This window comes from Methylomonas sp. ZR1 (assembly GCF_013141865.1).
GTDB lineage: Bacteria > Pseudomonadota > Gammaproteobacteria > Methylococcales > Methylomonadaceae > Methylomonas.
In genome coordinates this window covers 1,013,035-1,037,110 of sequence record NZ_RCST01000001.1, presented here as the reverse complement: position 1 = coordinate 1,037,110, position 24,076 = coordinate 1,013,035, and the positions used below count along the sequence as shown (strand labels likewise).

Genomic DNA, 24,076 nt, shown 5'->3' with positions numbered 1-24,076 from the left:
GGACCGACCGACCTGCTTACGAAGATTTGCGTCAATCTAGCCTTACTCGGCCCGCAATACCATCGACTGTCACTTTGTCGCCGTTCGTCAATGCATCCAGCACACCTCTGACGCTCATTACCGCAGGTAAACCCACTTCCCTTGCAGTCACTGCACCATGCGACAAAGGTCCGCCGCTTTCGGTGATCACGGCCGCCGCCTTATAAAATAAAGGCGTCCAGGCCGGGTTGGTGGTACGCGCTACCAGTACCGCGTTGGCGGGAAAATCGGCGAAATCGTCCTGCGACAACACCTTAAAAACCACGCCGCTGGCAACGCCGGGGCTACCGGGTAAACCAACAAAATCCCCGTCTTTAGCGGAATAGGCTTGTGACTTACCCAACTCCCATTCCGGTGAATGCTGCCTATGGTTTTGATAAGCCTGTTTTTCCCTTTCTATGCTATCCGCCAAACAACGCCACGACTCGGCGTCGTTAAGGCGGATTGTTTCCGAGAGCTGTTCGGCTCTGGCAAAGAATACATCCATCGCTTCCGTAACTATGTCTCTGGCCTGCAAGGCTACACCCAAGGCCAGTAAACCCTTGCGGAACGGCAATGTCAGCCGTGTAGTCTGGTAATGTTCGATGTCGTCCAATGCGGTATAAACCCGCGCCAAGCGCAATAGCTCCTGAACAGGAAACCGCAAATCCTCCGGCAACCCGCCGATCAATTGCCGTTCGGTTTCCAACATCCGGATTTTCAGAGTACGTTCTTTTTCGGCAGGGTCTTCCAGGGTCGAGTCCAACATCATTTTCAGATTTTCAATCACCAGCCATGGCGCTTCCAACCAGGTCGGATGATAGGGATCAAACTCCACTTCCCGATGCCCATGATCCTGTAAAAAACGCTGGAAAGCGGCTGCAATATCTGCTTCCTGTATGAATCCGCCGGAAGCCAGAAATTGCTGACCAGTTTGGGTGCGCAACGCCTGCACGAGTTTGGGGCATTCGGCTATCCGCCTTGCCAGCCGGTAAAGTTCCTTGTTGACGAAACCCGTTTTGGTTTCGCAGTACGCCAGCAAGCTATCAAAGGTCGTCGGCGCATCCGCTTCGCCAACCGCCGCCCCAACGATGCTGTACACCAGCTTGTAAAGGGTGCGCTGCGTAATGGAAATGGCAATATTCGGCAGAAAATATTCCGCACCTAGCTGCTTCACCCGCAGTACAAAATTCCACAACTCGGGAATAGAGCGTCCTGTCAGCGGCTCGGCCATTAATTCGCCGAGGCCGAGTAAATAGCGATCCAAATCGCGCGACCACGCCATCGGTAATTCCTGCACCCAGGCATAGCGTTTGCGCAGTGTCGGTAAAGCAGACAGCAGTTCGGCAACTGAACGCACGTTTAAGGAATTTGCGGTGCCTTCGGCATAAACCTCGACGGCATTCTGATTGCCGTATACATAATTATCGAACAAGGCGAACCACTTGCCGTGAAACGGCGGCAAGCCCATCAATTCGAAAGAATGCGACAGCGATTGGTGAAAACCCTCCTCCACCAAGTCCCAAGCCAGCGGCGTAATCACCGAGGGAAATCGCTCGGCGGATTCGTCACGGGTCCAGCGCGGCGGGATGCGGGTAATCGGTCGCGCTTGCAACAGCCACAACTGTTCACCCTCAAAACCCCATTCTATGTCCTGCGGATAACCGTAAAACTTTTCGACACGCCGCATCAAATCGGATAACTCAACCAACTCAGGTTCGCTGAGACAAGGTAAATTAGCTTGATCATCTGACAAGTTCTCGCTGCGCGTACCGGTGCGGTCGGCGACGATGCATGAGGATTTATGGGCTAAAACCGCATCCAACACTCGCCCGGACGACTTATCCAGCAACCAATGATCAACCTGATGTTCACCGCCCACCACCGATTCACCCAAACCATAATTGGCATCGACCGACTGTTGTGCAGGATCGCCGGTAACCGGATTGATGCAAAACCCCACGCCGGCGACCCGATTGAAGGCCATTTTTTGCACCACCACCGCCATCGCAGTGTTCGACAAGCCGATGCCGGCCTGCAAGCGGTAAGCAATGGCGCGGGCACTCCACAGCGATACCCAACAATCCCGGATGCGCGAAACAATGTCGTCGATGCCGATGCAATTCAGATACGTTTCGTGCTGCCCGGCGAATGCGGCGCCGCCCAAGTCCTCGGCAGTGGCGGAGCTACGCACGGAGAATGCCGTGTCGCCCGGAAACTCAGCCAACATCTCCGCAATTGCCTGCTTCAAGCTTTCTGGCACCGGTAGCTGGGTCAACTGCTCGCATATACGTGTGCACGCCTGTTCCAAGGCCAGGGGTTCGTCTATAGGCAAATTCCGAAGCAAATCCGGCAATGCATCGTATTGCTCAATGAACGAGTAATAACCCTCCGGCGGCAACACAAAGCCTGACGGAACGGCAAACCCAGCCTGCGTCAAGCGGGCAAGGTTGGCGCCCTTACCGCCGGATAGGGCCGAATCCAGAGCAGACGGATGATGAAAATCAAACAGCGTTGGCATAGGTATCCTTCTTGTTGGGGTTGATGGCGGGGTGAGCGGCATGACGGCGAGCTTCGTATAAACCAAAGCCTGCCAACGCCAAGCCGCTGAGGACATCGACAAAATAGTGATAACGCAAATAAAAAGTAGCGATCCATAAACCCAATATCGGCAACAACAAAACCCAGAACTCAAGGCGATGATGCCGTCCGGCAAATCCCAAGATATAGAGCGTCACGGCCACGTGCAGACTCGGCCAGACATCCACTTTATTGCTGCCTTGCTCAACCATCGCTTGATTAAATGCCGTGACCGCGCCGCCGTTCAATTTGACGTTGAACAACTCCGGATAGGCCAGCCAAGGCCCGGCAGCCGGCACCAGCAGATAACCGAGGAAGCCCAAGCCGTAAACCGCGAATAGACCGGTGTAAAATTCCCCGAGCAATTCCCGGCGCCGGAAAAAATAACGCAGCAGGCTGACCAGCAATAATGGCATCAATAACAAGTAGCAAGCGCTCATTAGTTCGGTGAGCGGTGGGCTAATCCATCGTTCCAACCATACCGACGGCGTTTCCCCTATCAATAGCCGATCCAATGCCAATAGCTGGGCATCGAAGCGTACGCTCCGGACAGCGGGGATAGCCCCGGCCATGGCTTGATACGACACATTCATACCCACGGCCAAGCTGACGCAAATGGCCGCCAATAGCCCCCAACTGCGTTGCCTGGAATACTTGCGCGCCAATCCGGCCATGCCGGCCAGCATCGGACAAAACAATAGACTCCAAACCGTCAGATGCGCGATTTCCATGGTTGAAACGGCGCCCAGATAGATACTGAAATAGCGTAAGGGCGGGTCGAGAAGTTTATTCATGCGCTTTGCGCTCCGCCAAATTCCGATAGGCTGTTACCAATACCGCCCTCGCCTCAGGATGAAAAACCGCGTTACCGAGTGCTACCGTCAATTTACGGAATCGGTACCACGCCAATAGGCCAACGGTACTGATCGCGCCGTAAAGAACACACCAACTTGGCCCGGCACATAAAAACAAACCCACGCAGACGGTCACGAACCAAAATAATCCTACCGGCACACCGACGACCATGCGCCAAAAGGCAATAACATTCGGCTCGTCCGGCAGAAGTTGACTAGCGATATGCCCAGCGGCCAGTACCGGAAAATTCAATATGCTGAAACAAGCGATGACAGGCGCCAGCAGTAACCACTTGACTAAATCCCGCTGCCACAAGCGGAGCGGCATTAAAGGTAGGCCTTGATGAAGAAAAAGACCTTTATCCTTGGCAACTGTCTCCAACTGCCTTAGCGACTCGGATAAAGCAGGCGCAATCTGGCCCTCAAATATTTTTAAGTTTTCAGCGTAAGAAAGATCGGTACTTAAAATGCGGGCATAAGCCAATTTTTCTGCCGTTTGCTGAGCTTCGGTATCAACAAAATTAGCCCCAACGGCCTCCAGACCATCGGTAATCGACTGGTGTATCGCTATCTCGTCGGCGTTTTGCGGAATTATGGGTTCACCTATTAATACCTCAACACGGCTTTGCCAGTGAGTAGGGTCTTCGTAATGAACAGCCAAAGGCTGGATAATGGGCCTGACTCCAGCAGCCATGGCTTGGGCTACGATACGCGCGGCACCACGATTAAACGGTAAATGTCGGCAACCGAGCGAACTGGTGCCTTCCGGCATGATGAAGAGTTGTCCACCCACTTTCAGTAACTCTATGCATTCTGCCAAGGCTTTGCCGTTATCGGCCTTAATGCCGCGAGCCTTATCCTTGGCACGGGCTACCGCAATACCACGAAACAAAAATCTGCCCAACGGTAAACGCTGCAGCTGCGCCGATACCATCGGCATGACCAAAGGAACGGCAAGCGAATACGGTGCGGCATCGAGTGCGCCATTGCGGTGAGTGGCTACAAACACGACAGGGCCGACTAACGTTAGCCGCTCTTTGCCGATGACTCTTATTCGACTGAATGCCAGATAGCCAATGCAGCGCCATACGCCGTGGTGAAGCAATCCCGCAATATTTAGACTCGTCATACTAACGCCCTTCCTTGTCAGGCAATATTCGTAGCACGAAATATAGCTGGAGAATCCGGTTAAGGTATTTCGCTTATCTGACGCATTGAGTTAAGCCGGGTCATCCTAACCAAACAGCGAGATCCGCCAATCGCTACTGTCGCTTGCTTGCAGTACCGCTTTATTTCCAAGCAAAGCATTGATCTTTGGAATATCTCAGGTAAATCCCTGCCCGGAAACCCCGGAATTGAAGCTAGCCATCAACCAGCAAACGAAATCCAAAGAACTCACTGCGTTGGGATTTATCGAAGTGGTATCGGTAGGCGGAACGGGCGAAGGTCGCATCGGCATCCCAGGAGCCGCCGCGGGCGATTCTTTCATTTGGAGAGTCCCAAGACAATGGCATATCAACTGAGCTTCCAGCACTGAAACCCTCTCGCCAAGCATCCTGACACCACTCCCAAACATTGCCGTGCATCTCGTAAAGCCCCCAGGCATTCGCCGGCAAACTCTTTACCGGCACGGGTTTACCGCGAAATTCACACTTCGGCGCGTTTGCGTAGGGGTAGTTACCGTTGAAATTCACCAGATTGGCATCAATACTGTCGCCGAAACTAAACGCCGTGTCGGTGCCTGCCCGGCATGCGTATTCCCACTCCAGTTCTTTGGGTAATCGAGCATTAAAGCCGGGAACCCTCTGGTTCAACTCGGCAATAAAGGCCTGGGCGTCATCCCAACTGACACCGTGTACCGGGTACACCAAATTATCATGGTGGCGGCTAGGACTCTCGCCGGTACGAATTTCCACCCATAGTGCCTGAGTGACCGCAGTGTCGGCCAACCAATAACCCGATTCAACCTCTTCCGTTCGGCGAACTTCGTAGTCGTAGCGGCCCAATTCACTATCCGGCGAACCCATCATGAAAGTGCTCGGTTCGATCCAGCGAAACACCTGCCGCACGCCGCGGTAGTTTAACGTTTGCCACAAACCCTGAGTATCCTCACCCCATTCAGAGGCCCAGGGACAGGGAAAAACTAGCGGAGACAATAGGTTACTGTAATTCATAAGCTTTCATCTGGTTACTCCGCAACGCCGCTGCCCGGCTTCGATGAATCACCGCCATTGGCAGATTTTACCTCGCCGTTTACCGGCCCTGGCTTTAACTCAGCATGACCTATAGCAAGCCGGAAACCGACGTCTAAGTCACGATCACCGGGTCGACCTCCAGCACGGGCGGCAGAGCGTCCATGGCTATCGGGGTCACACCAAGAGCCGCCGCGCTGCACACGGCGACCGTCTGAATCCTGATTCGACTCTACCAGGGGATCAACCGTATTAACCGAGCCAAGGTCATACTGCCAAACGTCCTCACACCATTCCCATAGATTGCCGTGCATTTCGTAGAGGCCCCAAGGATTTGCAGGTAGGGATTTCACCGGGACGGTTTTGCCTCGATATAGCCCCTCTTCACCCCCAACATACTGGGAGCGTCCATCGTAGTTGACCTGGCTTGGCGTGATGTAGTCGCCAAAAGCAAACTGCGCCGTAGTGCCGGCTCGACAGGCCAGTTCCCATTCCGCTTCGCTGGGCAAACGCGCCCCCAGACTGGGTTGTAAAGCGTTTAGGCTGGCAATAAAACTTTGCGCATCGTCCCAACTCACCTGTTCAACTGGGTTGTTTTGGTTGTCTTGAAAGTAACTGGGATTGGCGCCCCCCATCACCGCAAGCCAAAAGGCTTGCGTAACAGCGGAATCAGCCAACCAAAAACCCTTTGTCAAGGTCACGGCGTGCGCGGCTTCGCTGGCGTAATTTATAGAACCGCGCCCAGAACCCATCATAAAACTGCCCGGCTCTATCCAGCGGAAGCGCTGGGTGACCTGGTTGACGGTGAGGTCGGCGTAGAGACCGTATTGGTCTACCCCAACAGGCCAGGATCTAGGCTTTTCCGGTTCCCATCTCACTTGCGTAAGCAGCATCCTTCTATCTTCCTGATTTAACAGGCTGGTATTGACAAATTGCTCGCCCCATTTTTCCGACAAGGGTTCGGCCTCAGAAAACCGTTGTAACTCGATGTAAGGGTTGAAACCCTCCCCTGCTTGTAACCCAAAGCGATAATCTTTGCCTGCAAAGCGTAAATTAGCCGAGAGTCCTTCTGAATTACGGACGATACTGTCAGCCCAACTGGGCTTTGTAAATGCTGCAAACGTCAGGCTCGCCAATCCGGTATCAAAATCCAGGATCTGCCCATCCAACTGACCGACGATGCACGACTCGCCATGGTCCGGCAAGCGAAGCAATTTCTTATCCACTCGAATCCGGCCATTTTCTACCCAACTTTTGAACAGCATGATACTGTCGTGGATTGCGTCTAATTCGGCCAGTTTCGCGCCACCTATCGCTACGGGCCTGGTGTCGGCATAAGCGATACTCAAGGCTTCACCAACTTGCCAGATGCCATAGCGATTTAATTCAGTGCGTTCACGAGTCAGCTCGTGGACGATGGCGGCATCATATTCCGCAGGCAACGGAGCGCCAGCCCGCAGTTGCTCGCGATACGCTAAACCGTAAAGCGCACTGGTATAGCGGTGATTATTCAAACGAATCGCCTCACCGCTTAACCGGTTTAAATGCCGCCGGGCAAATTGCGTCATGCCGCTGTCGGACTGGGCACCCTGCAGGGTTTTGGCGAAACGTTGCATAAAAGCCTCCGCCTGTTGGACATCGGCCAGTTGTTCGAGCGGGAACGACACCAGCGGCAGGGCGTTGATGATTTCCTCCGCCCAAATCGCCGGAAACTGGCCGATATGCTGGCGTTTGAGCAAACTCAAGACTTGATACTGCAAGCCAGCGTCCAGCTGTTTAAATTCGGCCTGATACTCGGCCCGTTTTTCCGGGCGCATGCTGATGGCGGTATAACCCCATTGCATATCGGCATGCTGATACACCGCCGCTTCGATGCCGCTATCGGCTTGTTCAGCGGGTAAACAGCGCAACAAGGCGCGCAGCAATTCAGGTTCGACGTGTACGGCGACGGATAACAATGCCAAGACTTTGCGGACATGCTCAGCGTGGGCCTTGATATCCGGATCGATCTTTTCCGGTTTGAGCTTGCCGTGTTTGTGCCACAACACTTGGCGGATGGTTTTTAGGCGCTCGGGCTGTTGCTGGACGGCCGATACTGGTGCTAGCACGACCGGTGCGGTGTTTTTACGGCTTAGTTGCCGGAAAAAACTGTCCCACCGCGAGCGTATCGGGCTGTGTTGTTCAGCCAATTGCCCCAGGTCGCTGACGATGAACACCACACTTTGCGCTGTGAGCGCTTGCCACTGCTTAAGCCGTTGCTGTTGATCAAACCAATCCCAATATTCGCCTTGTGGGTCGTCGTCAATCACGCGAATTTCCAGGCCGTTCAACCCATACTGACGGACGATACTTTCACACAAGCGATGGGCGTCCAACCAGAACGGCAGCAAGCGTTTGTTTAGGTCGAGGACGACATAAACCCTCCCGGCCGGCACGACTCGTGGCTTGCGCGGCAGATGATACAAGGTTTGCAGGCGGGCGATACGTTTGACCAACTGCGGTATATCCAGTCGCTGCCCCAAGCTATGGCTTATGGATTGCCGCAAAAAATCGCGCATGCGGGCTTCCGGGACGATGGCTTGGTGCGGCAGCGGTTCTCCGCTGGCAAAGGGCTGCAAATCGGCATCGGAGAGCGGCTCAACGCCTTGAAGCACGGGCGGCAGGCTGTCGCCGAGCTGTTGCGGATCGGCATAATGCTCCTGAGATGCAAGGGCGTAGAACAATGCTTGCGGGCGTTTCAGCGCTAATTTAGCCGGCGTAGGAGCAGGATTTGGATCGATTTTGGGAGGCTCCGGACGGGGCACTTTATAATCAATTTCATGGCCTATCGTGACTGGCGCACACCATTCGTAACCCAATATCGTAGCGCTCAGGCATTTTTCGTCATGGGTTTGACAGCGCTGCAGCCAGCGCAGTAAGTCGCCGCGACTGGTCTGAGTATGAATCGACATTACAACGCTTTGCGCAACACAAAGTGCTGGATCTCAGCCAGCAAACATTGCTGATAGGCATCCCGTTCTTGGCCTTGCAGCGAGGAATCGGTCATTTCATCCAGCGCCGCCAATAAATCCAGATACTCCGCCAAACCGGCCTTGATGGTGCCGTGGCGCTCAGCCTCCTGCCGGTCGGCGATTAGTTGTTGTAGCGCCAGGCGTTTGATGGCTTCGCTGCACTGGTTATCATTGAAATGCACCTTGGCGCGCTCCAAGAACCAGGTTTCAAGGTTTTTATCATCCACCGCCAAATGCAGCACCAGACAGCGCCGAATAAACGCCGCCGGCAATTCACGCTCGTCGTTGCTGGTGATGATCACTAGCGGCGGCGCAGCTTGTTTGTCTGCCGTCTGCAGTGTCTTGCCGATGGTTTCTCCCAACAGCGGTACGTCAAAGCCGCCGTTACCCAGCACTTCTAATAGTGCGTTGGGCAAAGAAGGCTCGGCTTTGTCGATTTCGTCGATTAGCAAAACAATGCCGTTGTCCAGTTCCCCGTCGTCGGAAATCTGCGGACGATAGACTTTATGACGGCACACATCGTTGTAATGCCGGGCCGCACTATCCCAGCCAAAGGCCCACCACAACACACCGGGATTGAGATAATGCTTGGGGTTGAGTTTGTCATCATCTTTGATGCCGGCGTGAGCGTCGTTTAGGCGTGCGACCGGATCGTAACGCCAGAGCAAATCCTGACCTTCGGTGTTGATGTTGACGACTTCGGCGATGAATTTGCGCTTGAGCTTGGCAGCAGCTGCCCGCGCCAGATAGCTCTTGCCCAACCCTGGATCACCTTTTACCAACAGAGGGCGGCGGGTCGCCAAGGCCATTTCCAGGGCATAAGCGCTGGCTTTATCCAAAAAGTAACGGCCTTGCCGCCAGGAACCACAGTCCGCGTAATCGATAACACTATCGGCTTGAAAATGTTTGAGGGTGGTTGCTGTCATGTGCTTGATTGGCTGGTTTCGAGTATGTTGAAGAGCTCTGTGATTTTGGCACTCAGCTTGGCTTCTTTTTCCGCTGCGGCTTCGCCATAGTGCACGATGGGTAAATCAGGGAGGCAGTCTGCAGCATTTAAAGCCTGACAATTGGCTTCATCAAGCAAAGGGTTGTTAGTCAAATTGGCATCCCGCCGATTTAATTCCAGGCGATGCAATTGGTTTAACGAGCGGTTTTGCCGCTGTTTAATCGTGGAATTCAACGCCTCAAGCTCAAAGGCGTCCAGCGGCTCGGGCGGCGGCGCTTTGTGAATAACCTTGTAAATGGTTTCGGTGGCGTCTTTTATGAACTCTGTCTGGCCCCAACCGGTTTCGCGGGTAAACACGTCCGCATTGATCGTATGCCTGCCATGCACTTTGCCGTCATTTCTCACGAACTCGGGATTGGTATCGTAAAGCGCCGCCAGCGACAATTCAGCAGCCATCGCGGTGCGCACCGGCAAGTTAATCAATGCCTGCCTGATTGCTTGGCATTCCGGGGCCATCAAGCCCGCAAACAAACAAAATAGCTGTCTGAGATTCCGGCGTATCGACTCGCCGGAATCTTGTTTGAACGCATCGGCACCGGCGCGCAGCAACAGATCTAAAACCGCTAAATCATCCTGCTTAAAGGCTTCCAGCAATTTGTCTGTTAATTTTTGATTGGTAATATTCGCGACATTCAAATTTAATTGACCGGCAATTTGCTTGAACAGAGCGTCCTGCGTGGTCATTTTTGACAATACCTCGCTAATTTGTCGTTTCTGCTCGGCAACGAATTTTTGATGTTTTTGAATCTGGCCTTGTATACCGGTTATTTCTTGGAATTCTTGGTCATTTCGAATTAACCAGGGTATGGAAATAGCAGTGAAACATTCATCACGCTTTTGGGGCGTCGCAGTGATAATCGCAAATAGTTGCGGCCCGTGAAATACCGGCGCCCCCGATAATCCGCACCAACCGGCTTTCTCCAAAGCATCACTTTTGCAGGAAATGGTGAGTTTAGGCGTGGCGACATTCGGTGGAAAGAACTCCCCCATCACCGGTATTTTTTCGCGCAATCCCGATTCAGCTTCCTTGCCGATAGCCGGATAGCCATAACCACTCCACTGTTCATGGCTTTTTGGATCGCGTGACGCCAATAGGCCTGAGGAAAGCGACATGTTTGGCGGGGTTTGACACCTGAGAATGGCCATGTCGTGTTCATCGCTGACCCAAACAAATTCGGTGACATTCGTATCCGAATGCTTTGAATCCGGCCATTCAATCACAATAGGCACCGCCTTATCACGCTCATCAAAAACAACGACGTGGCGTGCTGTCAATACCAAACCCTCAGCGATGGGATAACCTGTGCCAATAGCGCGCTTGCCATCCTTTTTCGTCGGCAGAATCTTTGCAATCAGCTTGGTATCCACAGTTAATCCCCGCTAAGTGCCTCGGTTATTCATCACCGGACAACAATAGTTTACTCGGCTCACCCGTCTGCGGGTCCGGGTTCTTCACATCCACCGGTTGTAAATTAAATTTGATCTTGTGTGTTGCTGAATTTTTGTAAGTGGCTGACGCCTCGGCGCCAACGTCACCCAGCACCCAGAAATTGAATTTCCCCTTACCCGTTAAACTTCCTGTCTTTTCGACCACCATTTGCAATTCCACTTCTACGCTATTGACGTTAAAGCGAATGGTTTCCGCTTCGCCATGAGCGGAAGCAGTCACCAAACTTTGTCTCAGCTCTTGAATCACTTCCGCCAAATTCAGCTTGTCGTTCTCGTTCATAGCCGCTCCCTTCGTCATTTATTTAAAGTGTTGGGCGTAACCGACTGTGTTTTACCAATTCGTTATCGGGCGCCTTTCTGAGCGCTCTGAATTGTCTTTGAACTCAATCTCCCCAACAGTTATCTTTCCCGTGCTCCAGCGACACGCAGCGCCGGAACGATGACCGATAAAAAAATTAAGCCAATTTCGGCTTTATCGCGGTCATCAACATGTCCACGCCTTCACGATAAGGCGAATGCACATCGCTGAATCCCAGAGATTGCAGGGTGGATATGACGGCTGGCACATGCATGATGTGGTCCGGTGATTCGTCGCTCAACAAATGTACCACCCAGTCTTCCAAAAGATCGTAACGCTGCAGTTCCCCAAAGGTCTTGAACCAATGGCGAATGTCGGCTTGCGTGGAAGCCAAATGCCGCGCGGGATCATCGATAGCGAAGCGGTCGCCGTTTGCGAACAATCCACCCGGTTTAAGCACGCGCCAGATTTCGGCAAAGACTTGATCCCGATAGTCATTCAGAAAATTGTGAATGGCATAATTCGAGGCTACAACCTCAACGCTGGCGTCTGGTTGCTGCTGTAAAAAAGCTAGTGCATCGCTCTCGATGAATTCGACACGACCGTTGTCGACATACTCCGCCAAATTCGCGCGCGCCTGCGTAAGCATTGCCGCTGAGGCATCGAAAGCGCGCAGATGCAGGTCCTCGCGCTGAGTAAGCAAGGACAGCGTGCTCAATCCTGTGCCGCAGCCGATCTCCAGCCCCTGTAGACTATTGCCGGGATGCCATGCGGCGACTGTCTCACCGAGCTTTTGCGTCAGCACCACGACATTGGGACACATCATACCGAGAAAATCGTACTCTTCACCGATACGGCCGGTAAACGGATTCTGTGCGGTTAAAGAAGGCATCACGGCATTTTCATTCAAATTCATAAATAGCGTCCCGGTTTGTTTAATAAATACGCGCTGGTGCTTGATTACAGCGGGCAGAAAGGAGGGTGTGGATTTCGTATTTTTGCTCTGAAATTATAATCAGATAAACGAGCTACGGATACCGAGCCACCCACTTCCCTAAATGCTGGCATCCTTCGCGTTATCTTCTAGCCGTTAACCTCGATAAATCGCAGTCAACACTCCAAGTTTCAGGATACACGCCTTGTTTCGCATAACGATGAAAACGCGAATGGGGCCAATCTTTAAGCGTTCTAACCCAGCCATGCGTGACCGGATTTCGATGAATGTGGCGGACATGCTGCCGCTAATTCGATACAGCGTTATTGTCATATAAACCCGACAATATTTTGTTATGATCTGACCCGTGTAGTCTGCTTTCTGCCTAGAATACTGGCTTGGCCCTTAAATTCCCGGCATTCTTCGTTGCCGCCTGCCGCGGCGCTAATCTACTTGAACCGCTGGACTGACTGCTGCATGAGAGCGACGATATTGACGGGTTGAATTGGTCATCAAACTAAAGGTTTAGACCTCTTGGGAAAATGATTTTCAAGCGCTTTTAAATTGGAGAAATACGTTATGTCTAAATTACGATTTGTTGTTTCCGCATTGGCGTTGGCTTGGCTACCCAATGCTCAGGCGGCCTACAGCGGTAGTCTGTCGTTTGTTCAACCCACGGGCACTGTCGTTGCGACCGATAACATTCCGATTTGGTTGAAACTAAGTTTGGACGCCACATCGGATCCCTTGGTTTTTTCCAGCACAGGTGGCGGTAACCCGCCGTTTGGCATCAATCCGGCCAACTACCCAAGCAGCTTTACTTACTATGATTCAAACACTAGCCAAAGCAGATACATAGACAATGGCGTACTTATCACCGTGGATAGTATTTCTTTGAGTACTTCTATTGGTTGTGCCGGTACATTTCTGGCCGATAGCTGCTCTTCCGGACCTTACGAATTCAATTTCGACTCCAGCCCGAACAGTATCCTAAGTAAGCAGAATATAGCCTTAAACCCTGGTGATAGCGTTGAGTATTTGCTTGGCGAATTTACCCCGAAAAATGGCGCAGCCGCAGTCGGCGAATACGAGTTTTATACGGCGGGATTGAGTCTATATTTTTACGGTACGGTTAGGGCTCCGAAATTAGATGAAAACGGTGCACCGGTTCTGGATGGGAACGGAGATCCGATTTTGGAGGATTTTGTTAACGCCGACGGTAGCCTGGAAATCGCCAGCACCGCATGTGCAGCGCAACCCGATCCAACTTGCTCAGAGAAATTTGCGCGGACAGTCGTCGCAGCTCCCGTGCCTGTGCCCGCCGCATTTTGGTTATTTGGTTCAAGCCTGCTCGGTTTTGTCGGCTACCGCCGGCGCGAAATCTTTACGCGGTCTGTCTGAGTCTTAGTTAAAGCACGTCTGTCTTCGCAAATACTCCAAGCCGCCAGCCCTTAAATATGCTGGCGGTTTTGAGGTTTGCAGCCAAATAGTTCAGGTTGCGCGCCAGCGTTACCTGACTCTTCCGCCAGTCGAAATGATCAAGCAGCACGACAGTGCATGCGTTTAAATCAGCGGAGATTATGCAAGCCAATTTCCTCCCGGTTTCGCTTCTCACGACCCCATAACTTGCCGCAAATTGCCAATTCATTCTGTTTTAGGCGAAAATGGCACGTTACGCATAGCTCAGTCTCTTTCGGAATAAGCAATCAGATTGCTCATAAGCCGCGCGACCAGCTTATGCACAAAGGTCATTTTTTAAAGACGCACGGGGTGTCGCTATCGCTCTACCCTGTCTACGAAGTTAGCTTGGTCAGATACCGCTACAGGACGCATCGAGAACAACAAAAATCATGTCTACCCATTCAAGACACATCCAGTTAATGGATACCACGCTGCGTGACGGCGAACAAACCCAAGGCGTGGCGTTTACGCCGATGGAAAAAGTCAGCATAGCCAAAGCTTTGTTGCAGTTTTTGCGCGTTGACCGCATAGAAGTCGCTTCGGCGCGGGTTTCGGAAGGCGAAAAAGAAGCCGTCAGCCTGATCAATCAATGGGCACGACACGAAGGTTTTGCCGAGCGCGTTGAAGTCTTGGGCTTTGTCGATCATACCCGCAGCGTCGATTGGATCAAATCGACCGGCGGTAGCGTCATCAACCTACTAGCCAAGGGCAGCGAGAAACATTGCCGCGAACAGCTCGGCAAAACCCTGGAGCAACACAGCGCCGATGTGCTGCAAACCATCACCTATGCCCACGAACAAGGTTTGAAGATCAATGTTTATCTGGAAGATTGGTCCAACGGCTACAAAGACAGCCGGGGTTATGTTTACGGCTTGATGGAACGCTTGCAACAAGCCCCGATCAGCCATTTCATGCTGCCCGATACCTTGGGCGTGATGGCGCCTGACGAAGTTTTCGCCAGCTTCAGCGATATGTGCCAGCGCTACCCGACGCTGCAATTCGATTTCCATCCGCACAATGATTACGGTTTGGCGACCGCCAATGTTATGGCGGCGGTGCGGGCCGGCGTCAGCGCGGTGCATTGCACCGTCAACTGTCTGGGCGAACGGGCCGGCAACGCCTCCATCGCCGAAGTAGCGGTGGTACTGCGCGATAAAATGGCGATGGAACTGTCCGTGGACGAGAGCCATTTGGTGCGCATCAGCGAAATGGTGGAAAACTTCTCCGGCAAGCGCGTCGCCGCCAATGCGCCCATCGTCGGTGCCGACGTGTTCACCCAAACTGCGGGTATCCATGCCGATGGCGACCAGAAAGGCGGTTTGTATAAAACCAAGCTCGGCCCTGAACGCTTTTCCCGTATCCGCAGCTACGCCTTGGGCAAAATGAGCGGCAAAGCCTCCTTGAAAAAAAATCTGGAGCAGCTGGAGCTGGATCTATCGGAAGAAGACCAGAAGAAGGTGCTGGCGCGCATCGTCAGTATCGGCGATTCCAAACAAACCATCACCACCGACGACCTACCGTTTATTATCGCCGACGTGTTGGAAAGCAAGAGCTATCAGCACATCAAATTACTGGCTTGCTCGATCAACAGCGGTCTGGATTTGCCGTCTACGGTCAGTATCCGCGTGGATGTCAAAGGCGAGAAACACCAGACCACCGGGGCCGGCAGCGGCGGTTTCGACGCCTTTATCGACGCCATCGGCAAGGTATTGCAACATTACGAATACACCTTGCCGACGCTGGCCGATTTCGAAATCCGCATCCCCAAAGGCGGCCACACCAGCGCTTTGACCGAATGCGTGATTACCTGGGATTGCGGCACCGAACTGCGCAAAACCCGCGGCGTACACGTCAACCAGGTGTTTGCCGGGATTTTAGCGACCATCAAGTTGATCAACATCCAGTTGCATGAAAAGGCCAATACCGCACAGGCTTAGTTCACATTGACTACCTGATCGGAGGGTTGCTGTTCCGGATGAAGAAGGTATTTAGAAGTAACCCCATCCATTCGACCTGCAAATCCGTGGGTTTTTAATGTTAAATCCCTGCCGTTGTTGTTCCCACTCTTCGGCCGGGAACGGTGAAATCGCTATGAGTGACTATTTGGTTACCGGACTTCGAAGCGGGTGATGGTTTCGCCGGGTTCGCCATAGCGGCCGCTGTATTCGTTAAGGCCGGTTAGGCCGGCATCCCGCAAAGTGGTAAGCACTCGCTCGCTCAACTAAACCACAGACTCATTCAAGCGATGCCGCCACAACGGCAATTGCGCCACTTTTTCCATAAGATCGGGGTGGTTCTGCAGGACGGGGAAGTAATCCTTTTCATATGCATCTGCGGAGAACGGTATAAGGCCCGTATTGAGTTTTTCACCCAGTTCCTCGATTCTTAAGTAACGCCTGACACTCAACAAGTAATAGGTTTGTTCATTGATCCTTTGTCGATTTTCGTCCTGGATTTCCGTTTCGATGTATTCGTGCTCGAAATCGTCGCAGGTCTCCAGTACCGCTCGCGCCCGTTCCGACACCAGTAGGCGCTCGCCGGTACCGTAAAAATCCGGTATGGGCGTACCGGGCTTGACTCTGAACATGTTGTATTCCTCCTCGTAACCTGCCGGAAACAGCGGTGCACGCAACATCTTGCAATGCGGCCAGGGCGGGTCTTGAGGGATCTCTTCCATCGCCCGAGTCCAGCCGATTGGCAACATCGTTTTGATCCCGGACGGCCGATAAGCCTCCATCAAACGAAAATCGCCTTGTTCGATGGAATCGAAAACTTGGCAAAAACGATAAAAATGGGTCATGGGATTCTCCTTGGGTTTGTATTTAAAATTTATGTTGTGTCCAATTCTTTCCGGTTAGCAAATAGCCTAGATGCAATTGAGGTTTTGTAGGCCAATAGGGGTCTGTTATTTGACTTTCGCCTGAGGATTGGATTGGCCATCTCGTCGCCCTCGATTCTGCTAAAGCTGCATCGAGGCTACGTGCCGCTTGGTCAATTGCAGAGTGGGAAGGCATTTCCAGTCACTCATCAGACAAGCTCCCACATGACGCCTAGTTGAAGCCTAGGCTATTGGCAAACGAAAGCCGTTTTTCGGCAGAAGCGTGGCGGCCAATCTGCTAAAATCCGCTGTTTATTTTCCGATAGAAATTCCTGATTTAACGCTTTAACCACTCAGCACTCACCATCTCATGAAAAACTACAAAATCGCAGTTCTGGCCGGCGACGGCATCGGCCCTGAAATCACCGCGGAAGCCATCAAGGTTTTGAAAGTCATCGAAGAACGTAACGACGTTAGCTTCGAACTGATGCCGGCTTTGTTCGGCGCCTGCGCTTACTTCGCAACCGGCGATGCTTTCCCGCAAGCCACCATCGACATTTGCGACCAGGCCGACGCCATCCTGAAAGGTACCATAGGCTTGAATCACGAAGAATCGAAGAAAATCCCGGTCGACAAACAACCGGAGCGTGGCGCTCTGTTGCCGCTACGTCGCCGCTATAACACTTACGCCAACTTTCGCCCGGTTTTCCTGCCCAGGTCGTTGGCGCATTTCTCGCCGCTGAAGCCAGAAGTGATCGGCGATGGCATCGATTTGATTATGGTGCGTGAGCTGGTCGGCGGCCTGTATTTCGGCCAAAAAGAAGCGGGAGTCAACGAGCAAGGCCTGCGTTACGTGCGCGAAACCCTGGAATACGACGAGGAACAAATTCGTCGCATCATGCACCAGGCCTTCAAACTGGCGCAAAAACGCCGCAAATTGCTGCACAACATCCATAAAAGCAATGTGCTGAAATCCAGCGTGCTGTGGAACGAAGTGATGGAAGAAGTCGCCAAGGAATACCCCGACGTGCAAGTCGTCAATTATCTCGTCGATTCGGCCGCGACCGCACTATGTCTGAAACCCACCCAGTTCGACGTGATGGTGATGGAAAACATGTTCGGCGACATTCTCAGCGACCAGGGCGGCGGCATTTTGGGCTCGCTGGGCTTGATGCCATCGGCTTGTATCGGCCCTGACAAAGCGTACTACGAACCTTCACACGGTTCGGCGCCGGACATCGCCGGCAAAAACATCGCTAATCCATACTCGATGATCGGTTCGGTAGCGATGATGCTGGAAAACAGTTTTGGCATGGAAGCGGAAGCGAAAAACGTCTGGGCGGCCATGCAGGGCGTATTTGCCGACGGCTACTCTACCGCCGACTTATCCAAACCCGGTAGCGGCGTGACGATGATCAGCACCGTTGAATTTGGCGACAAAGTGGTGGCAAAGCTACGGGAAATGCCTAAAGTCTAATAAGGGCTTGCCATACGATAACGCGGCGTAGGCTGCGTTATCTTTGCTTCTACAAGCCTCGTATCCCAGTTGCTGGTATTAACGTCAAGGACGGGTGATTAAAACAGTATCCGCCGCGACGCCTACTTTTTCGAAAATGCTTTAGTCCCTTACCCACTCTTCAACCAAACGGCTGGGTATATGCGGCGATTCGCTGGATTGCGGGTGGTTTTTGCCGGCGATAACGCAATAGATCACCCGCAGGGTGTCTGCCAATAATAACCAGGTGATCAGCATAAACAAGCTGGTTAAGCCGGCATTCAAATAATCGTTGAAGATCAAATGCGGGGCGTTTTTGACTTGCTCGGCGGGCAGGTTGCCGTTGGCGAGTTTGGCGGATAAATCGGCGGCGTGGGACAGAAATCCGACCCTTAAATCGGTGGCAAACAGTTTTTCCCAAGCGGCGGTGCTGGTGACGATAATCAACCAGGCCAAGGGTGTTGCCGTGACCCACACATATTTCAATTTGTCGGATTTCACCAAAATCGTGGTGGCGACGCACAAGGCAATCGCGGCCAGCATTTGGTTGGCGATGCCGAACAACGGCCACAGGCTGTTGATGCCGCCTAAGGGATCGATAGTGCCCATGTACAGAAAATAACCCCAAGCCCCGACCACCAGAGCGCTGGTCAACAGTATGCTGGGATAGCTGTTGGTTTTAGGCAAACCAACATTGCTCAGAATATCTTGCAACATGAAGCGGGCGACGCGGGTGCCGGCGTCGAGTGTAGTCAGAATAAACAAGGCCTCGAACATGATGGCAAAGTGATACCAGGCCGCCAGCAGATGCTCGCCGAATACTTGCGCAAACAAACTGGCCATGCCCACCGCCAGCGATGGCGCGCCGCCGGTGCGGGCAAACAATGTGGATTCGCCCATGGTTTTGGCCAGGGTTTGCATTTGGTCGACGCTCACCGGAAAGCCCCAACTGCTGATTTTGGCGACCGCGTCCACCGCTTCCTTGCCGACGATACCAGCCGGGCTGTTGATGGCGAAATACACGCCGGGCTCTAAAACTGAGGCGGCGATCATCGCCATAATCGCAACGAAGGATTCCATCATCATCGCCCCGTAGCCGATGAAACGGGCGTCTTGCTCGTTAGCCAGCAGCTTGGGTGTGGTGCCGGAGGAAATCAGGGCGTGAAAGCCGGAAATTGCGCCACAGGCAATCGTGATAAACACGAACGGAAACAGTTTGCCGCCGAAGATAGGCCCGCTGCCGTCGATGAACTGGGTCAGGGCCGGCATTTTCAGTTCCGGGCGCAACACCACAATGGCAATCGCCAGCGCGCTGATGGTGCCCAGCTTCATGAACGTGGATAAATAATCTCTCGGGGCCAGCAATAGCCAGACTGGCAACACGGCAGCGGCAAAGCCGTACAAAATCACCATCAACGCCAGTTGCGGTGCGTCGTAATCGAACCAACCACGGATGGTCGGATTGTCGTCGATCCAGCCGCCGCCGACTACGGCGAAAATCAACAGGGAGACGCCGATCAGCGTGGCTTCCGCAACGCGGCCCGGCCGCAACTGGTTTAAATACAATCCCATCAACATCGCGATCGGAATGGTTGCGGCGACGGTGGAAGTGGCCCACGGGCTGTGTTTCATCGCATTGACCACCACCAAGCCCAACACCGCGATCAGAATTACCATGATCACCATCACGCCCAACATAGCGGCCGTGCCGCCGATATTGCCCAGTTCATCCTTGGCCATTTGTCCCAGTGAGCGGCCGTCGCGGCGCACCGAGAAGAACAACGTGACAAAATCCTGCACACAGCCGCCTAATACGGCGCCGATCAAAATCCACAACGTGCCCGGTAGGTAGCCGAATTGGGCGGCCAAGGTCGGCCCAATTAAGGGGCCAGGGCCGGCGATTGCCGCGAAATGGTGCCCGAATACCACCCATTTATGGGTAGGCATAAAGTCGCGACCATCGTCGAAACGCTCTGCGGGAGTGGCGCGGCTTGGATCCAATACCAATACTTTAGTCGCGACAAATGCGCTATAGAAACGATAGCCCAATGCGTAAATACAAATCGCCGCGACGATTAGCCACATACTATTAATGCTTTCACCGCGTTGCAGAGCAATCCCGCCGACGGCGAAGGCGCCGGTCAGGGCGACGCAAGCCCAGAAAAAAATGGACGGTACTTGTTTGTTAGGGCCAGACATGGCGGGTTCCTTTGGATTGTAATCGGTGTACTGCGTGATAGAGTTCGCAAAATGGTAGCATGCCAGCGTCAATTGCTGTTGGCGGATTCGCTTTGAAACCGGCTGTTTTGCCAGGTTTTACCCGTAATTCGTCATTGCAAACGGCTGGTTTTATTTAGCTGAATTGATCAGGCGTTAGCTACTAACGTGCCGGCGTATAATAACGGCTTGGTATCCACTACAGATAAAGGAGAACGAGAATATGAACAGAACTATTTTCAGCGGCTTATGTTTGGCAGCGGTGGCGTTAATGCCGTTTGGCCTGGCTTTCGCGGAAGCCCAACCGACTGCTAAACCCGAACATGGCGAATACCGCGACTGGCGTTTGTTGGGCGTGTCTTTACGTCACGATAAAAACAGCATACGCGCCATCGTTGGTAACCATGTGGCTATCGCTGCCGCGCGTGCGGGTAAAGTCAAACCTTGGCCGGACGGCAGCATCATCGCCAAAATTAAGTGGGGCGAAAGAAAGCATCCGAATTGGGAACAAGCGTCAGTGCCGGGCGAATTCACCGCCGCCGAAGCCATGGTCAAAGACAGCAAAAAATACGCGGAAACCGGCGGTTGGGGCTTTGGTATCTGGGAAGGCCAGACCTTAAAAATGCTGGATAAGGAACAATCCGCACCCTGTTTTGCATGTCATTTGCCGATGAAAGAGAGTGACTATGTTTACACCTTACCTAATCTGCAATAAATCGCCAGCTAGAGAGACATGCGATGCATTACGCGCTGCCCGGCTGTGTTGCCCATTAAGCTGCTGACGTGGGCGGCGACGCTGTTCGCCAGCGCGCTCAGGTTATAGCCGCCTTCCAGGGCCGAAATAAGTCGGCCCTGGCAATAGGTGTCGGCGATGGTGATCAGTTCATCAGTAATCCAGCGATAATCGTCTTCCAGTAGTCCAAGCGAGGCTAAAGGGTCGTCCTGGTGCGCGTCGAAGCCGGCGGAAATCAAAATCAGCTCCGGATTGAAAGCTTTCACCGCCGGCAATATGGATTGCCGATATTTGTCCCGAAACACATCGCCGCCGCTGCCGGTGGGCAGGGGGACGTTGATAATATTCCCGACGCCGGTTTCCGAGGGATGGCCGCTGCCGGGATAATGCGGCCATTGATGGCTGGATGCATACAGCACTTGCGGCTGTTCGCAAAAAGCAGCTTGGGTGCCGTTACCGTGATGTACGTCAAAATCGACAATGGCAATTCGGGTCAAACCGTAGCGGTTGCGTGCATATTCCGCCGCAATGGCGATATTGTTGAATAGGCAAAATCCCATCGCATAATCCGGCATGGCGTGATGCCCCGGTGGGCGGGTAGCGCAAAAGGCCTTAGTGTTTTGCCCGCTACAAACTCTATCGACCGCATCGCATACGGCTGCCACCGCGCGCAGAGCGGCTTGCTTCGAGCCGGGCGATACCACGGTGTCGGCGTCAAAATTGGCGTAGCCTTGCTCGGGAATGGTCGACAACACTTTGGCAATCATGGTTTTACTGTGTACCAGGCCAATGATGTCTTGAATATCGACCGGAATCTCCGCGGAGATGCGTTGCAACTCGGAGAATTCCGGTGCTGACAATGCTTGTTCAATCACGTGGAGCCGATCAATGCTCTCCGGATGGGTGATGCCGGTGTCATGGCCCCAAAAATCCGGATGACTATAGTAAAGTGTGCGCATAAGCTTACTCCCAAGGATGTTGCTTAAAGTCGTATCTTTATCGGATTGTCGGCCTCAGTGTATATCTCCAGCAGAAAAATTACTATGAATATTAGGTGTTTAGCTGGAAATAATTTACAGCTAACGGCTCGGATAGTGCGGCCGGAGGCGGACAGCAACGTCAGCCTTGTCTGGCTTCAGGTGCCTGGCGACGGCTAGGCGGGGCGGTTATAGAGTGGGTGAATTTCCGCGAGTGACGGGTAGCCGGCGAATTGTCGGGTGCTTCGGAATCCATTCTGCCATGCGCTTCCGAAACCCCGATTTGCACCAGCTGTTACAACTCTCTCGTTTGACTGAACTGGATGTCCGGCCAGCGCTCTTCGGTCAATTGTAAATTCACCCGGCTGCTGGCTAGATAAACCAAATAGCCGCCGCCATCTTCGGCAAGGTTTTCAAAGGCCTTGTTCTTAAACTCCTCCAGTTTGGCCGGATTTTTCGCGCTGACCCAACGCACCGTATTAATCGGCGAAACGTCGTAAGCACATTCCACGTTGTATTCGTTTTTCAGACGATGGGCGGTGACATCAAACTGCAAAATACCCACCGCACCGAGGATTAAGTCATTGTTTTTCAGCGGGCGGAACAACTGGGTAGCGCCTTCTTCTGTCAATTGAATCAAACCTTTTTGCAGCGCTTTTGCACGGAGCGGATCTTTTAATACCACGCGACGAAATAATTCCGGCGCAAAGTAAGGGATGCCGCCAAATTTCAAGACTTCGCCTTGGGTAAAGGTGTCGCCGACCTGAATAGTGCCGTGGTTGTGCAAGCCTATGATGTCGCCGGCATAAGCTTCCTCGACGTTTTTACGGCTGTCCGCTTGAAAAGTAATGGCATTGGCGACCTGGATGTTTTTACCGATGCGCACTTGATTGACCTTCATGCCTTTGTCGAATTTGCCGGAACAGATTCTTAAAAACGCCACGCGGTCGCGGTGCGCCGGGTCCATATTGGCTTGGATTTTAAATACAAAGCCGGTGAATTTTTCTTCATCGGGCATCACTTCGCGTTGCTCGGCCTGGCGTGATCTAGGACCAGGGGCATATTCGGCAAAAGCGTCTAGCAGTTCGATGATGCCGAAGTTATTGATCGCCGAACCGAAAAACACCGGGGTTTGTTGACCCGCCAAATATTTCGCGTGATCGAATTCGTGGCTGGCGCCTTTGACCAATTCGATTTCGTCGCGCAATTCTTCCGCCTGATAGCCTAGCAATTCGTCGAGCTTGGGATTGTTCAAGCCTTTAATGACTTCGGCCTTGGCGATACGACCGCCGTGGTGCGGACTAAACAGCAAAATTTCGTCTTTATATAGCTGATAAACCCCTTTAAAGCGTTTACCCATACCGATTGGCCAAGTCATCGGCGTGCATTGAATTTTCAGCACGCTCTCGACTTCGTCTAGCAGTTCGATCGGTTCACGGCCTTCACGGTCCAACTTGTTGATAAAGGTCAGGATCGGTGTATCCCGTAACCGGCAGACTTCCATCAATTTGATGGTCCTATCCTCTACGCCTTTCGCCACGTCGATCACCATCAACGCAGAGTCTACCGCTGTTAATGTTCGGTAAGTATCTTCGGAAAAGTCTTCGTGGCCTGGGGTGTCCAGCAAATTGATGATGCAATCGTTATGCTCGAACTGCATCACCGAGGTGGTCACGGAAATCCCCCGCTCCTTTTCCATTTCCATCCAGTCGGAGGTGGCATGGCGCGCCGCTTTGCGACCTTTGACCGAACCGGCTAACTGAATAGCACCGCCGAACAGCAGCAATTTTTCAGTGATGGTGGTTTTACCGGCGTCAGGGTGGGAGATGATGGCAAAAGTGCGGCGTCGCTTGTATTCAGGGGATTCCATTGATTGCTTTATTTGAATTTGCATAGTTGTGTACACAATGATGTACACAAAATTAAAAGTACACTCCCGGCAAGGCGATGGGTGTTGCCGGAAAATCTTGGAATTATATCGTAGATTCTTCCCAAGCGATGACGTCGTCCGAATCCTCGAATTGCCTCACGTT

General features: G+C 52.8%; 18 protein-coding genes. 4 read left to right on the top strand and 14 right to left on the bottom strand.

Annotated features, from left to right (window positions below):
• Nucleotides 1–31 precede the first annotated feature (31 nt).
• From DDY07_RS04605 to DDY07_RS04565, 9 genes are all read right to left on the bottom strand, one after another.
• A complete protein-coding gene (locus DDY07_RS04605; RefSeq protein WP_171694978.1) occupies nt 32–2,539 on the bottom strand; it encodes a PEP/pyruvate-binding domain-containing protein in 2,508 nt (835 codons plus the stop codon).
• A complete protein-coding gene (locus tag DDY07_RS04600; protein WP_171694977.1) occupies nt 2,523–3,392 on the bottom strand; it encodes a phosphatase PAP2 family protein in 870 nt (289 codons plus the stop codon). The genes DDY07_RS04605 and DDY07_RS04600 overlap by 17 nt, the downstream gene beginning before the upstream one ends.
• On the bottom strand, nt 3,385–4,581 hold the full coding sequence (locus DDY07_RS04595) for a 1-acyl-sn-glycerol-3-phosphate acyltransferase (protein WP_171694976.1): 1,197 nt from the start codon (nt 4,579–4,581) through the stop codon (nt 3,385–3,387). Before DDY07_RS04595 ends, DDY07_RS04600 begins: the two co-directional genes overlap by 8 nt.
• A gap of 232 nt (nt 4,582–4,813) precedes the next feature.
• Nucleotides 4,814–5,626, bottom strand: a complete 813-nt coding sequence (locus DDY07_RS04590) for a formylglycine-generating enzyme family protein (protein ID WP_171694975.1) — start codon at nt 5,624–5,626, stop codon at nt 4,814–4,816.
• Nucleotides 5,627–5,640: 14 nt separating this feature from the next.
• Nucleotides 5,641–8,595 (bottom strand): formylglycine-generating enzyme family protein, encoded by a 2,955-nt coding sequence (locus DDY07_RS04585; RefSeq protein ID WP_171694974.1) that lies wholly within the window; start codon nt 8,593–8,595, stop codon nt 5,641–5,643.
• Nucleotides 8,595–9,581, bottom strand: coding sequence for a MoxR family ATPase (locus DDY07_RS04580; protein WP_171694973.1), 987 nt, complete (start codon nt 9,579–9,581; stop codon nt 8,595–8,597). Before DDY07_RS04580 ends, DDY07_RS04585 begins: the two co-directional genes overlap by 1 nt.
• Nucleotides 9,578–11,029, bottom strand: a complete 1,452-nt coding sequence (locus DDY07_RS04575; protein ID WP_171694972.1) for a serine protease — start codon at nt 11,027–11,029, stop codon at nt 9,578–9,580. Before DDY07_RS04575 ends, DDY07_RS04580 begins: the two co-directional genes overlap by 4 nt.
• Before the next feature lie 25 nt (nt 11,030–11,054).
• A complete protein-coding gene (locus tag DDY07_RS04570; protein ID WP_171694971.1) occupies nt 11,055–11,390 on the bottom strand; it encodes a trypco2 family protein in 336 nt (111 codons plus the stop codon).
• A gap of 175 nt (nt 11,391–11,565) precedes the next feature.
• Nucleotides 11,566–12,324, bottom strand: coding sequence for a class I SAM-dependent methyltransferase (locus DDY07_RS04565; protein WP_171694970.1), 759 nt, complete (start codon nt 12,322–12,324; stop codon nt 11,566–11,568).
• 597 nt (nt 12,325–12,921) lie between these two features.
• Between DDY07_RS04565 and DDY07_RS04560 the strand changes: the two genes are divergently transcribed.
• Nucleotides 12,922–13,743: a hypothetical protein gene (locus tag DDY07_RS04560; RefSeq protein ID WP_171694969.1), complete on the top strand. Its 822-nt coding sequence runs from the start codon at nt 12,922–12,924 to the stop codon at nt 13,741–13,743.
• A 7-nt stretch (nt 13,744–13,750) separates the two neighbouring features.
• Here the strand turns inward: DDY07_RS04560 and DDY07_RS04555 are convergent, their stop codons facing one another.
• A complete protein-coding gene (locus DDY07_RS04555) occupies nt 13,751–13,990 on the bottom strand; it encodes a hypothetical protein (protein ID WP_171694968.1) in 240 nt (79 codons plus the stop codon).
• 202 nt (nt 13,991–14,192) lie between these two features.
• Here DDY07_RS04555 and DDY07_RS04550 point away from each other — a divergent pair, with 202 nt between their 5' ends.
• Nucleotides 14,193–15,740, top strand: a complete 1,548-nt coding sequence (locus tag DDY07_RS04550; protein ID WP_171694967.1) for an alpha-isopropylmalate synthase regulatory domain-containing protein — start codon at nt 14,193–14,195, stop codon at nt 15,738–15,740.
• Between the two features lie 284 nt (nt 15,741–16,024).
• On the opposite strand, the gene DDY07_RS04545 is transcribed toward DDY07_RS04550, so the two are convergent.
• Nucleotides 16,025–16,603: a DUF1629 domain-containing protein gene (locus DDY07_RS04545; RefSeq protein ID WP_171694966.1), complete on the bottom strand. Its 579-nt coding sequence runs from the start codon at nt 16,601–16,603 to the stop codon at nt 16,025–16,027.
• 388 nt (nt 16,604–16,991) lie between these two features.
• Between DDY07_RS04545 and leuB the strand changes: the two genes are divergently transcribed.
• A complete protein-coding gene (gene leuB, locus DDY07_RS04540) occupies nt 16,992–18,098 on the top strand; it encodes a 3-isopropylmalate dehydrogenase (protein WP_171694965.1) in 1,107 nt (368 codons plus the stop codon).
• A 141-nt stretch (nt 18,099–18,239) separates the two neighbouring features.
• Here the strand turns inward: leuB and DDY07_RS04535 are convergent, their stop codons facing one another.
• A complete protein-coding gene (locus DDY07_RS04535; protein ID WP_171694964.1) occupies nt 18,240–20,315 on the bottom strand; it encodes a carbon starvation CstA family protein in 2,076 nt (691 codons plus the stop codon).
• Nucleotides 20,316–20,556: 241 nt separating this feature from the next.
• On the opposite strand from DDY07_RS04535, the gene DDY07_RS04530 reads away from it, so the two are divergent.
• A complete protein-coding gene (locus DDY07_RS04530) occupies nt 20,557–21,048 on the top strand; it encodes a cytochrome P460 family protein (RefSeq protein WP_171694963.1) in 492 nt (163 codons plus the stop codon).
• Between the two features lie 8 nt (nt 21,049–21,056).
• Here DDY07_RS04530 and DDY07_RS04525 read toward each other — a convergent pair whose 3' ends face one another.
• Nucleotides 21,057–22,025, bottom strand: a complete 969-nt coding sequence (locus DDY07_RS04525) for a histone deacetylase family protein (protein ID WP_171694962.1) — start codon at nt 22,023–22,025, stop codon at nt 21,057–21,059.
• Between the two features lie 313 nt (nt 22,026–22,338).
• Nucleotides 22,339–23,913: a peptide chain release factor 3 gene (locus DDY07_RS04520; RefSeq protein ID WP_171697705.1), complete on the bottom strand. Its 1,575-nt coding sequence runs from the start codon at nt 23,911–23,913 to the stop codon at nt 22,339–22,341.
• Nucleotides 23,914–24,076: the final 163 nt, after the last annotated feature.

Bases quoted from the DNA above. Each gene is read 5' to 3' on its own strand.
- DDY07_RS04590 (WP_171694975.1), bottom strand. From the start codon at position 5,626: ATGAATTACAGTAACCTATTGTCTCCGCTAGTTTTTCCCTGTCCCTGG.
- DDY07_RS04560 (WP_171694969.1), top strand. From the start codon at position 12,922: ATGTCTAAATTACGATTTGTTGTTTCCGCATTGGCGTTGGCTTGGCTA.
- DDY07_RS04605 (WP_171694978.1), bottom strand. From the start codon at position 2,539: ATGCCAACGCTGTTTGATTTTCATCATCCGTCTGCTCTGGATTCGGCC.
- DDY07_RS04535 (WP_171694964.1), bottom strand. From the start codon at position 20,315: ATGTCTGGCCCTAACAAACAAGTACCGTCCATTTTTTTCTGGGCTTGC.
- DDY07_RS04570 (WP_171694971.1), bottom strand. From the start codon at position 11,390: ATGAACGAGAACGACAAGCTGAATTTGGCGGAAGTGATTCAAGAGCTG.
- DDY07_RS04550 (WP_171694967.1), top strand. From the start codon at position 14,193: ATGTCTACCCATTCAAGACACATCCAGTTAATGGATACCACGCTGCGT.
- DDY07_RS04520 (WP_171697705.1), bottom strand. From the start codon at position 23,913: ATGGAATCCCCTGAATACAAGCGACGCCGCACTTTTGCCATCATCTCC.
- DDY07_RS04595 (WP_171694976.1), bottom strand. From the start codon at position 4,581: ATGACGAGTCTAAATATTGCGGGATTGCTTCACCACGGCGTATGGCGC.
- DDY07_RS04580 (WP_171694973.1), bottom strand. From the start codon at position 9,581: ATGACAGCAACCACCCTCAAACATTTTCAAGCCGATAGTGTTATCGAT.
- DDY07_RS04565 (WP_171694970.1), bottom strand. From the start codon at position 12,324: ATGAATTTGAATGAAAATGCCGTGATGCCTTCTTTAACCGCACAGAAT.
- DDY07_RS04545 (WP_171694966.1), bottom strand. From the start codon at position 16,603: ATGACCCATTTTTATCGTTTTTGCCAAGTTTTCGATTCCATCGAACAA.
- DDY07_RS04530 (WP_171694963.1), top strand. From the start codon at position 20,557: ATGAACAGAACTATTTTCAGCGGCTTATGTTTGGCAGCGGTGGCGTTA.
- leuB (WP_171694965.1), top strand. From the start codon at position 16,992: ATGAAAAACTACAAAATCGCAGTTCTGGCCGGCGACGGCATCGGCCCT.
- DDY07_RS04585 (WP_171694974.1), bottom strand. From the start codon at position 8,595: ATGTCGATTCATACTCAGACCAGTCGCGGCGACTTACTGCGCTGGCTG.
- DDY07_RS04555 (WP_171694968.1), bottom strand. From the start codon at position 13,990: ATGAATTGGCAATTTGCGGCAAGTTATGGGGTCGTGAGAAGCGAAACC.
- DDY07_RS04525 (WP_171694962.1), bottom strand. From the start codon at position 22,025: ATGCGCACACTTTACTATAGTCATCCGGATTTTTGGGGCCATGACACC.
- DDY07_RS04600 (WP_171694977.1), bottom strand. From the start codon at position 3,392: ATGAATAAACTTCTCGACCCGCCCTTACGCTATTTCAGTATCTATCTG.